The organism is Actinacidiphila glaucinigra, from assembly GCF_035918135.1.
GTDB classification, from domain to species: domain Bacteria; phylum Actinomycetota; class Actinomycetes; order Streptomycetales; family Streptomycetaceae; genus Actinacidiphila; species Actinacidiphila glaucinigra.
Map to the genome: position 1 here is coordinate 602,753 of NZ_CP109144.1, position 11,735 is coordinate 614,487.

6 protein-coding genes and 1 pseudogene are annotated in these 11,735 nt (G+C 70.0%); 3 read left to right on the top strand and 4 right to left on the bottom strand.

The features are described 5' to 3' along the window. Positions 1-137 precede the first annotated feature (137 nt). On the bottom strand, positions 138-4,778 hold the full coding sequence (locus OIE69_RS02675) for a family 78 glycoside hydrolase catalytic domain (protein WP_326570296.1): 4,641 nt from the start codon (positions 4,776-4,778) through the stop codon (positions 138-140). Between the two features lie 912 nt (positions 4,779-5,690). Between OIE69_RS02675 and OIE69_RS02680 the strand changes: the two genes are divergently transcribed. Next, positions 5,691-6,596, top strand: coding sequence for a hypothetical protein (locus OIE69_RS02680; protein WP_326570297.1), 906 nt, complete (start codon positions 5,691-5,693; stop codon positions 6,594-6,596). An 874-nt stretch (positions 6,597-7,470) separates the two neighbouring features. On the opposite strand, the gene OIE69_RS02690 is transcribed toward OIE69_RS02680, so the two are convergent. After that, a complete protein-coding gene (locus OIE69_RS02690) occupies positions 7,471-8,442 on the bottom strand; it encodes an SMP-30/gluconolactonase/LRE family protein (RefSeq protein ID WP_326570298.1) in 972 nt (323 codons plus the stop codon). 134 nt (positions 8,443-8,576) lie between these two features. Between OIE69_RS02690 and OIE69_RS02695 the strand changes: the two genes are divergently transcribed. Continuing rightward, positions 8,577-9,581 (top strand): ArsR/SmtB family transcription factor, encoded by a 1,005-nt coding sequence (locus OIE69_RS02695; protein ID WP_326570299.1) that lies wholly within the window; start codon positions 8,577-8,579, stop codon positions 9,579-9,581. Between the two features lie 29 nt (positions 9,582-9,610). Here the strand turns inward: OIE69_RS02695 and OIE69_RS02700 are convergent. Continuing rightward, a pseudogene (locus tag OIE69_RS02700) lies at positions 9,611-9,851 on the bottom strand (IS5/IS1182 family transposase); the annotation flags it as partial. A 77-nt stretch (positions 9,852-9,928) separates the two neighbouring features. Between OIE69_RS02700 and OIE69_RS02705 the strand changes: the two are divergent. After that, positions 9,929-10,246: a DUF6221 family protein gene (locus OIE69_RS02705; protein WP_326570300.1), complete on the top strand. Its 318-nt coding sequence runs from the start codon at positions 9,929-9,931 to the stop codon at positions 10,244-10,246. 340 nt (positions 10,247-10,586) lie between these two features. On the opposite strand, the gene OIE69_RS02710 is transcribed toward OIE69_RS02705, so the two are convergent. Continuing rightward, a complete protein-coding gene (locus OIE69_RS02710; protein ID WP_326570301.1) occupies positions 10,587-11,606 on the bottom strand; it encodes a helix-turn-helix domain-containing protein in 1,020 nt (339 codons plus the stop codon). Positions 11,607-11,735 lie beyond the last annotated feature (129 nt).

Below are 11,735 nucleotides of genomic sequence, written 5' to 3' on the forward strand. Positions count from 1 at the left end.
GCTTCTGACCTGTCAGCCCGATCTGGATGACGGTGTCGACGGCCGAACACGGGCCCCGACCTCAGCGTGGGCGCCCCACCAACTGCCTGAGCACCCCGTCACCGGGGTGCTCAGGCACATGACGGTCACCAGTGATATCAGTCGACTGGCATCACCCACACGTCGGCGATCGAGGGGTCGTAGTCGGCGCCGGTGTCCTGGAATCGGAGCCGCACGGTGCCGTCCGACGTGCCGGCGGAGGGGGCCACCACAAACTGGTGGGTGATGGTGCCCTGGCCTCCCTCGCTTCGCCTCAGGTCGACGCTGTGCACCACCTCGCCGTCGACCTGGACGTCATAGGTCTTGCGCCGAGCACCGTCGAAGGTCTCGACGATGCGGACCACGAAGCGGCCACTGGAGGGTACGGCGGCATCGAACTCCATCCAGCCACCCGGGTAGGAGGAGTGGGTGTAGCGCCGTGTCAGCCCGGCCTCGGTGTTCGTCCCCGAGTGCTCCGACGCCGTCAGCCGGTGGGCGGACTCCGACGTCCCGTCACCGAGGTCGACATGGTCGCTCGACGCCGCGGGTGGCGCGGGCAGCGAGACCGCGATCGTGCCGGTCGCCTGCTCCGCCGCCGTCGTGCCCGTCGCCACGGTGACCGTGGCCGCCCGCTCGACGACGGTGAGCGGCACCGTCACGACGGCTTCGACCGTCGTCTCCTCCCCCGGGTTCAGGTGGTAGCCGACCGGGTTCGGCGTCGGCCAGCCGTCGGGGAGGTCGAGCGTGAGCTTGCCGGACTGCGCAACATCGGTGCGGTTGGTCAGCACGGTGCTGACGGTGGCCTTCTCACCCGGTCCGGCCGGGTCAGGCGTCGTGGACACACCGTCGATGGCGACGCCGGGGGCGACCACCAGGCCCGCCGAGACCGGTAGCGTCGCCGTTCCTCCCGCGTACTGGTAGGACACCGAGCCGGTGAGGTCGGCCATGGACGCCTGTGCGTCCGCCGCAACCGTGACGTCGTAGGCGTGCTCGAGCGTACTGCCCGCACCTGTGGTCGACGCGTGCCGGCCCACGGACTTCACCGTCCAGCCGCTGGGTGCCTGAAGCGACGAATCGACGCCGGTCAGTGGCCGCTTGCCGGTGTTCTTCAACGCCACCTTCACGCGGACGACATCGCCCGGGAGGATCTCGCCGGCCGGCACGTCCAGCGTGGCCACTGCGCCGACAAGGCGCGACGATGCCCGCGAGAGGGTCTGCTCGATGCCGGTCAGTGCATCACGCAGCGCCTTCGCCGCCGTCTTGTCGATCGCGCCCTGCTCGGCGTATGTCTGCGTCCATCGGTCGAGGTCGGCCACGCCGGCGAGCGCACGGTGCACCGCGGCGGCGGTCAGCCGCTCGTCCGCGCCTTCGCTCTGCAGGCGCCAGGCGGCGGCGAGCTCGGTCCGCATCAGGGCGGTGCGCACCTGCAGGTGACCCTTGGCGATCTTGCCGAGACCGCGCGCCTGCAGCGCGTCGACATCGTCGGCGAACGACGCTGCCTGCGCCCGGGCCGCCCCCAGGTCCCCGAGCACCTGGTCGACCGCGAACGCGTAGCGCCCGGAGCCGACCTCCAGCACCACATCCCCGTCGGCCTGCTCGACGTATCTCACGTCGTCGACCTCGCTGATCGGCGTGCCGCCCTCGGTGACCGCCCAGCGGTTGGCTGCCGGGATGCGCACCTCGGCGGTGGTGTTCGCCGGCACGGTGACGTCGAGCTTCATCGTCCCGGAGGTCGTGTTCCACGCGCTGCGCACGGTGCCGTACGGCGTCTCGTGACGGAAGTCGACGTGGTCGATGCCCTTACCGGGCTCCGGGGCGATGAGCACCTTGCGGTAGCCCGGCTCAGCCGCCGAGACGCCTGCCATGGTGCGGTACATCCACTCGCCGACGGCGCCGTACGCGTAGTGGTTGAACGAGTTCATCCCCACGTCGTTGAAGGTTCCGTCGGGGTTGATGGAGTTCCATCGTTCCCAGACCGTGGTCGCGCCCTTCCCGATCTCGTAACCCCAGGACGGGTAGTCCTCGTGCTGCAGCAGCCGGTAGGCGATGTCGGAGCGGCCCGCCTCGGTCAGTGCCGGCAGCAGTCCGTCGACGCCGAGGAAGCCGGTCGACAGGTGGTAGTCGCGGCGCTCGAGGGTCTTGACGAACTTGGCGACCACCGCGTCGCGCCGGTCGGCGGGGGCGAGGTCGTTGGTCAGCGTCAGGATGTACGAGGTCTGGCTGTCGCCCTTCACGGTGCCGTCGGCGCCGACGAACGCCGCCTGGTACGCCGACCTGATCGCCTCGTAGCGCTGCTGGTACGCCGCCGCGTCGGCGTCCCGGCCGACGGCGGCCGCCATCTGCGCGAACTCGCGTGTGCTCTTGGCGACGAACGCGGTGTCGAGTACGTCGGCCGGGGTCGCGTCGTCGAGGTTGAGCCAGTCGAGATAGCCGCCGGCGGAGCGGATGTGGCCGGTGGAGTCGGCGTCGAGGAAGTCGACGTACTTCTTCATCATGTCGTAGTTCTCGCGGATGACGTCGGTGTCGCCGTACGCCTGCCACAGCGTCCACGGCACGTGCACGCCGGCGTCCATCCAGCCGGCCGACTCGTAGCCGCCGTCGAAGCGGCCGGGGACCACGGGGGCGACACCGGGCAGCGAACCGTTGGACCGCTGGGTGTCTCTCAGGTCCTGCAGCCACTTGGTCAGGAAGGACTGGGCGTCCATGTTGTAGACGGCCGTACGGGCGAAGACGTTGATGTCGCCGGTCCAGCCCATGCGCTCGTCGCGCGCCGGGGTGTCCGTGGGGATCGACAGGAAGTTGCCGCGCATGCCCCAGACGATGTTGCTGTGCAACTGGTTGACGAGGTCGGAGCTGGTGTCGAGGCTGCTGGTGAGGTCCCCGTCGGTGCCGACGACGACACCGACCAGGTCCTTGGCCGCGGGGGCCTCGTCGACGCCGGATATCTCGACGTACCGGAAGCCGTGGAAGGTGAACGACGGCTCGAACGTCTCCGGCTGGTCCGTGGCGAAGGTGTAGTGGTCGGTCGCCTTCGCGCTGCGCAGGTTCGCGGTGTAGAGCGTGCCGTCGGGGTTCAGCACCTCGCCGTGCCGGATCTTCACCGTCCGGCCCGGCTCGCCCTTGAGGGTGAGGCGTACGTGGCCGACCATGTTCTGCCCGAGGTCGTAGAGGTAGGTACCGTCGGTCGGCGAGTCGATCCGCTTCGCCGTCCTGAGCTCCTGGGTGACCCGTACGTCGACCGCGGTCTGCGGTTCGAGTACGTTCACCGGCTCGTCGCGGACGTCCGCCGTGGCCCAGTTCGCGTCGTCGAAGCCGGGCTTGTCCCAGCCGTCGACCTGCTTCGCCACCCGTGCGTCGTAGGCCTCGCCGTCGAGCAGGTCGGCCTCGCGGGTCGGACCGCCGGTGGTGGTCCAGGTGCCGTCGGTACGGACGGTCGTACTGGTGCCGTCGGTGAACTCGACCAGCATCTCGGCGATCACCGAGGTGTCCTTGCCGTAGACGTCGGTGCCGAACATGGCGACCTTGCCGCTGTACCAGCCCGGTGCGACCTCGGCGCCGAGGACGTTGGCGCCGCCGCGGACCTGCCGGGTCACGTCGTAGGTCTGGTAGTCGATGTGCTTGTCGTACGCCGTCCAGCCGGGTGCGAGTTCGGCGTTGCCCACCCGCGCCCCGTTGAGCCGCAGTTCGTACACGCCGCGCGCCGATGCGTAGACGCGTGCCCGGGCGACCTTCTTGCCGCCGAGGTCGAACTCCTTGCGCAGCAGCGGAACAGGCTTGTCGCGGCGCAGCCAGGCCTCGCCGCCCGCGCTGTCGACGCGCAGGCCGCCGCCGGTCACGGTGCCGGACGCGAAGGTGCGGTCGCCCGTCGGGAAAGCGGTGTCGACCAGGACCGTGCCGTCGGCGCTGGTGACCGTGACGTCGCGGACCAGACCGCGCTCCGCGCCACTGGTGCGGAAGCCCATCGTGCCGGGGCCGCCGAACGTCGCGTCGGTGCGCTGGTCCAGCTGCTTGCCGTCGACGGTGGTGGTGATCGTGTCGCCGTCGACGGCGATCGCGTAGTCGTGCTCGGCGGCGAAGTCGAACCCGGACGGGAACGGAGTCGCCTTGAGGACCGAGTAGCCGCTGTTGCGTTTCACGTGCGGGCGCAGCGCGTCGTCGGTGTCGCTGATCTGCCACATGTAGGCGTTCTCGGCGTCCTGGCCACGGAAGTAGACGCCGAGTGCCCCGCTGATGTCGGAGGCGGTGAACTTGACCGTGTAGTCGGTCCACTTGGCACCCGGTGCCGGTGTCTCCGCACCGATCCACGCGGCGGTCCACGGCTGGGCTCCCAGAGCGGTGCCGAACGTGGCGGGCGCGCTCCACTGGGAGGCGACGCCCCGGTCGTCCCATACGCGAACGGACCAGACGTAGTCGGTATGCGGCTTCAAGGCGGGGCCGCCGTAGCGGACGTCGACCGACTGACGGGAGGAGACCTTGCCGCTGTCCCAGACGTCGGGGTGGTCAAGGCGGTTCGCCGAAGAGGCGACGTGTATCTCATAGGCCCGCTGCGTGACACCGCGGCGCTCGGAGGCGAGCTGCCAGCCGAGGGTCGGCGCCGTCAGCGGGATACCGAGCGGGTCGTCAAGGGCGTTGACCGTCAAATCGCTGACGCTCGTTGCAGGGGCGGCGGGGGCGGCGGGTGGACTCGCTGCGGTCGGCGTCGTGGTTGCCACCACGACGAAGACTGACGCAGCGACCACGGCGGCGATCTGCTGACGCACGGGCGCTCCTCAAGAGGCGTAATGAATCGCTTCAATGACACTCTGGAGGCGATCACACCTCTGTGGCAACGAGTTGGACGGATTTTGTGGATCAGATTCGAGAGGCCAATGAAACGGTTTAAGTCGACGGGCGTCACGTCCGTGTGGTAGCTGGTGGCCAGGTGGCACGGCCCACGGGCCCGTCACCCACGCTGAGGCCGGGCTGCGAAGTCTTGGTGTGGTGGGAAGCAGCCCGGTCCGGAGGTCCTCATTTCGCGGGCACCGCATCGATCCTGAGCGCGTCCACTGGGGAGTGTCGTTGTGCCTGCCGGCCGCCGACTCCCCGAAGGCAGCAAGGAGCAGATCTACCGCGCCGAGCTCCCAGGAGGCGCCCCCGCGCTCCCCCACACGCAGAACCCAATCGCCGGATGATCGGCTGGACCACGAGAAGGGACACCATCCGCCGCCGTTCCGCGGGTATGGCAGGGAAACCGCCAACACAGCGAACGTGTCTGGATGAGGAGTTCACGGGTAGGCGCTCAGTTGGAGCAACCCTTCATCCCCCTGGACCCACTCGGAGGTCGAGCCCGACCCCGGCTCCTCTCCGCAACCACACTGCGAGGCGAACATGCAAGATCGAATAGACATGGCCTACACAGGATGGCCCGACGGATCTCCCCTGGGGGTTCTCGTCACCATCATCGTGATGATGGTCGCGCTGGTGATGATAGCCAGGCTGTTGCGCGACAAGCGGTGACACATCAGAAGGCGATGCACACGTTGATGTCCGGTTCGTGATCGCGGGTTGAGCGAGGTCGGCGGGTCGGGTGTCCGCGTCCGGGGTCGGGGACCGGGCTCGGTGAACGTGTCCGCCCATCCGGAGTGAGTCCGGGCAATGCGAGCCCGTCGAGGTGTTGTGGCACCATCCCCGTTGTGGATGACCGTACGCATGACATGGATTGGTCCGGCCTCTTCCATGCCTCGGGTCCCGCCGGCGACACGCCGCGGCACCTGGCCGCTCTCCTCGGCGACGATGCGAAGGCTTTCGTCGACGGGTACTCGCACCTGTGGTCGGCGACGCTTCGCCGCGAAGGCAAGGCCTGGCCTGCGACGGCGCCCACCGCGCTGCTTGTCGCCGAACTCCTGGACAATCCGCTGCTGGGGCCGGATGATCCCTCGTTGCCCGATGCCATGCTCGCCTATCTGTACGAGGTCGGGGTCGCCGCCGACCTCGGAGACCGGGCTGCGGAGATCCGTGCTCGGGCCAAGGACCGCGCACCGGAACTGCGGTCCTGGACCGCCGAGTACGTGTCGACCGATGCGGATGGCAGGGCCCGGATGTGGCGGGACGGCACGGGTCTGGGCGAACTCGTCCTCGATCAGGCGGCGCTCGCCTGCTTCGACCTGGTTCCCGCGCTCCTGCGGCGAACGCTGCCGCACCTCGCGTCGGAACGCGCCAGGCGCAGGACATGCGCCGCCGCAGCTGTCGGGTCACTGGCGCGGCATCCCGCAGCCTCCGCGCAACGTCCGGAGCTGCTCGAACAGTTGACGTCGATGGCCCGGGCCGCCGATTCCTCGCACGATCTGGCGACGATTGTGATCGCCATTGGCCACCTCGACGGCGACACGCGCCCCTGGCTGGCTGACCCGCATGCAGGCGTTCGGGCCTGCGCGGCCCTGGCGCCCGACCTAGCCGGCGACGACGCAGCGGACCAGGAGCTGATGGAACTGGCGCGGTCGCCACAAGCGTTCGGCAAGTCCTTTGGCGACCTGGCTCCACCCCTGCAGCTCCAGTCCACGTCGTACCAGGACCTGCTCACAGGACGACGCGCGAGCTGATTCACGGAGTCCGGGACGGGGGTTACGGTCGCGGCAGGGTCAACACCCCTGCTCGGCCTCGGCCAGGACTCCCCGCCCGGCAAGCCGATTGAGCTCAGGCGGACGTTGTCGATGCTGTGGGGCGCGATCTCCCCGTCCATCGCCTCACACGCCGCCCGCGCCCGCAGCCGGGCATTGCCCGCGGCGAAGGCCGCCATGAGCCGCTGGCAGGCCGGATGGTCCGGCAGTCTCTCGGCCGTCGGCTCGGACGGGGTGGATCGGGCGGTTCCAGCAGTGTCTTGCGGCTGATCCGGATCTCCTCGGCGGCTGTGTCGAACCCGTCCAACAATGCCGTCAGATCCGCGATCTCCTCCCGAGCCGCCTCAGCCTGCGCGGCGATCTCACCCTCCCGCCCCCAGCCGAACAAGTGCCGCCCCCAAAGTCAGCTCTCCACCGTTCCTGCTCAACGCCAGAAAGGGGTGGAGGAGCCGGTCAGCATCCTCGACACGTCCGGTCGCCTGTCGCCCAGTACACCCGGGACTCGGCCGGGGCGGTCCGGTGCTCGTAGTCGCGCACCAGCCAACGGTGCAGCATCAAGATCCCGTTCGTTTGCTACACGATCCACCGCTTGGACCGCGGGACGAACCCGACATCGGCCGGGTTCCGCGCGACGACTTCGACCTCGATGCCCACCCGCTGCCCGTGGTCCGGCTCCTCCGAGGCCGCGCCGGACGCCAGGACCTCCGAGCGGACGGGCCGCGGCGCCCGGTGTGAGCGACCCCGCCGCGGCCGGTGTCCTGCCCGCCCTGTACGACGCCCTGGCCACGCCGGCGTCCTAACGCCGGCGCCACACCCGGCGGCGGGCCAGTGCCGCCGCCGAGAACGTCCGGCGCGGCTACCGAGACGTCCGGGCGCACACCGGGTCGTCGATCGCGTTCACGGTGTACGGGGGCCGGCCCGGAGGGTCGTCGTTCTGGCTGTTGACGACGTAGAGCCGGCAGCCGTGGCGGGCCAGCGTCGTGGGCAGGTCGAAGGGCTCGCCGGTGACGCGGTGCGTCACCGTGCCGGAGCGCAGGTCCGGGTCGAGCTCGGCGACGTAGACGCCGTTCGGCGCGCCGTAGTTGAGCACCGCGTACAGCGTCCGTCCGCGCAGCAGCATCCCGTCGGCCCCGAAGGACGCGCCGCCCAGGTCCACTTGGCCGACCTCCCGGGTGGCGACGTCCACCCGCCACAGCGCCTCGGTCCCGTTGGACGCCACCAGCAGCGTACGGCCCGACCGGTCCGCGACGATGCCGTTGAGCAGCCAGTACTGCGCGGGGAACTGCGGGAACGCGGAGCGGACGTCCAGCCACGGCTCCAGCGGCCCCAGCCGCCCGTGGCGGAGCGTCGCCCGGTACACTACGGGGTTGGCCCAGTCCGTGACGTACACGGCGTCGTCGGTGATCACGAGGTCGTTCAGGTCGGACGCGCCGAGCGGCCCGCCTTGCGCCGTGCGCGTGGCGAGCAGCCGGCCGCGGCGGTCGTGGACGGTCAACTCCGCGCCCCCGACCGAGTACACCCGTCCCCGGCCGTCGGTGTGCACGCCCAGTGTGCTCGGGCGGTCCGCCAGACCTTCCGCGCGAAACGGCCGCAGACGGGTGTCGCGGACGTCGCCCCGGTACAGCGCGCCGGTGCCATCGGAGGACACGTACATCGTGCCGTCCCGGTCGATCGCGATTCCCTCCGGCAGCACACCGGGCGCCCGGGAGACGACGTAGGTGCGCGGCAGTTCGCGCGCGGCGGCCGGGCCGGCCTGGACGGGCACCGTCGCCAGGCCGGCCAGCAGGACCGCGGCGCACAGCCGCGGGAGTCGGGTGGTGCGGGGCATCGTCAGAACCTCCGGGGTACGTGGAAGGCGTCCCCACAACGCGGGGACGCCCGAGAGCCTGCCGAGCCCCGGAAGCGACCGCATCGCCTTTCACGTCTGGGCGAAAGGCTCCGCCGGGCCGATAATCGGTCGTTGTGATCCGCCTACACTTCGACACCACCGATCTGCGCCGGATCACGCTCGCCCCGGCGCCCAACGCCCTGTGGGAGGCGGTCCTCAGCGTGCGCGGCCTGCGTGCGCCGACCGCCGGAAGGGGCCGGTCGCACCCCGCCGCCGGGCAGTGGAGGCGGCGGTTGAACGGCAGCCTGGCCGATCGCGCCGGCGTCCTGCTCGACCTGGTGCCCCGCGACGGATACCTGCCCGACTTCCTGCTCCAGCCCGCCGCCGGGGACCTCGCGACCGCCGTCGACCTGGCCGGCCGCACCCCCGCCGAACGCCTCGCCGCCGACCTGCGCGTCCTGCCGGGCCCCGGCGGGTCGGGCGGCGGTCAGGAGCCGCCCAGCCGCTGGATGCTGGAACTCGCCGCCGGGTCGCCCGCCGCACGACGGGTCCTGACGGCCGACCTGAGCGGCTACTTCGCCTCGTCGATCGCCCCGCTGTGGCCCCGGGTCCGCACCGACGGCGCGGCGGACCGGGCCCTGCGGGCGGAGATGCTGCTGCGCGGGGGCGTCGACGCTCTGCTGACCACGCTCGCCCCTACCTGGCGCTGGGATCCCCCGGTCCTGTACCTGCCGTCCCGCTACGACTACGACGTCCCGCTGTGCGGCCGCGGGGTGCTGCTCATGCCGTCCTGGTTCGCCACGGGAGCGATGATCCGGTACCAGCCCGACGAGCCGACCGTGCTCGCCTACCCGATGCACGTGCCCGAGTCGGCCGGGACCTCGGCCGCCCCGCCGGGAGCCGTCCTCGGGCCGCTGCTCGGACGCACCCGGGCAGCGGTGCTCCAAGTCCTGCGCGAGCCCGCCACGACCACGGCCCTCGCCGAGCGAGTCCAGGTCTCCCTCGCGACGGCCAGCCAGCACGCCGGAGTACTGCGGAACGCCGGACTGGTACGCACGACCCGGATCGGCACCGCCGTCCTGCACACCCTCACCCCGCTCGGCGCGGCCCTGCTGTCGGGCGAACCATCCTCGGCGTAGCGCCGTCGCCATGCCGACTCGGCCGGAGGGCTGTCCCGTGAATGATCTCTGAGTGGCCTCGGGCATGGTTGAGTGCCGCGCGGCTCCGACGATTCGGCAATCCCGAGCAGCGCGGCCAGTTGGCGCATAGTCGGGTTCGTGCGCCTGGAGGCCGCGACAAGCAGCTGCCGGTCTTCCAGCACCAGGCTCCATGGTCGACCCCTGCGGACCGCTTCCGCACCCTCGCGCCGCAGGATCGTCACCAGCTTCCCGAAACTGCCGCGAGCTCAGCCCGCTGAGCGGGGCTGTCCAGGACGCCGACGCAAAAGTCGTTTCACGACGTCCTGCACAACATCGAAAATGCCCACATGACGAAAGAACTCGTGAAGTTCATTGAGGCTCGGCTCGACGAGGAGGCCGACTCGGCGCGGCGATGCGACGGTGACGGCTATGGGGAGTGGTCTGCCCACGGACACACCGTCGACTTCTGTCAGGTTGACGTCTCCGGCTTCCACCCCACGATTGCTCTGCATGTGGCTCTGCACGACCCGGTCCGCGTCCTGCGCGAGGTCAAGGCCAAGCGGCGTATCCTGGCCCGTCACGCGCGCGATCCGTGGCCGTGCCACGACCTGCGCGACCTTGCTTCGCCCTATACCGACCATCCTGACTTCCCCGCCCGGGCCTGAAGCAGGGCGGAAGCAGATCCGAGCGCCCGACGATGCTGGGAGGCCGATCGAGCCTCGCATTGACCATCATTTACGGGCTCTGAGGCCGCATACGCGGTCTGACGGTGCCGCGCGGCGTCGACGGTACGTCCCGCCGCCGCTGAAATGCCCGGGCTCCGGTGGGCGCCTGCCGGGAACCGGGAACCGGACCTGGCGACGCCGCGCTTTGTCCGCCCGATCACATGGGGCGACGGGGTGGAGCGTCGTTCGGTGGCCACTCCCCCAGGCCTTCAGAGCGGGATGTCTCCGCGGCTTCGGCCTGCCCGGCTCCTTCGTCGCCACGGGTCGGGCCCGGAGACGGTCAAAGAGAGCCGGCCGAAGTTCCCTGGCGAGTAGGCACTGTCGCCGGTGAAAGTCCGCTCTCCCTGCCGGGTGTCTGCAGCCGCAACCCGCGGGGGCTCACGCCGTACGCCGCCTTGAACACCCGACTGAAGTGGGGTGCGCTGGCGAACCCCCACCGGTGGGCAATCGACTCGATCGTCATGAACTGATACGCCGACGACGCCAGTTCCCTCTTGCACTCCTCAAGGCGCTGCGTCCTTATCCAGTCGCCGAGGGTGATGCCCGCTCGGGACAGGACCAGGTAGAGCTGGCGTACGGAAACCTGATGCTCGGCGGCGATACGTGCCGCAGTCAGGTCGGGTTCTGCCAGATGGAGGCGGACGTATTCCTGAACACGCTGCAGAAGTGTGCTGTTCAGAGGTGCTCTGGCCAGGTCGTCACGGCCCAGGGTCAAGCTGACCACTGCCCTGATCAGGTCGACACAGGGCTGCGCGAACAGGGCGGTCTCAGCCTCGTCGACGGCGGCCTGGTCACGCGCCAGCCGGGCGAAAAGCGCCGCTGCCGCACCCACGACCGGGCGCTCCGAACCGATTCGTACAGCTGTGACGTGGTCGAGCAGGGACGGCCGCAGCCCCAGGACGCACGTGGGAACGCGTACGAGTACCGAATGCATCGTGCCGAGAAAAGAGACCTCATAGGGCTTCGCGTTCTCGATGACCGCGAGATCTCCCGCCCGAGTCACACTCTGCCTACCCCCCTGCTGGAAGCGGGAGACCCCCGCTTCCTGGAGATGGACGAGAACCTGCGGCACCATGTCCTCGTCGACCGGGGCGGTGACACGGCGGAGGCCGGTCACGTTCCAGCCGATCTCCGAGACTTTCACCGACCCCACCGCGTGGGTGGTCGCACTGGCCCTCAGGTGATCCGGGTTCGGGGGAAGGTCCACCTCTATGCGGCCGTTGATGGACCACGAGAATTCACGGACCGCGTCCGCGCGATCGCCGGGAGCCAGCGACGCCACATCGAGCCGGTCTGTCATGCGGGCTCCCTCCGGAACTGCTTGCGGGACTGCACGCCGGGACAGGCTTCCACCGTACTGCGATCAATAGGGCCTATTGCCGCTTTTACTGTATCTTGCACCTTTATTCTCCGCGCAGCCTTGCGGTAG

Excerpts from the sequence above, each read along its gene's own strand:
- OIE69_RS02690 (WP_326570298.1), bottom strand. The coding sequence starts at position 8,442 with ATGCCCCGCACCACCCGACTCCCGCGGCTGTGCGCCGCGGTCCTGCTG.
- OIE69_RS02705 (WP_326570300.1), top strand. The coding sequence starts at position 9,929 with ATGACGAAAGAACTCGTGAAGTTCATTGAGGCTCGGCTCGACGAGGAG.
- OIE69_RS02710 (WP_326570301.1), bottom strand. The coding sequence starts at position 11,606 with ATGACAGACCGGCTCGATGTGGCGTCGCTGGCTCCCGGCGATCGCGCG.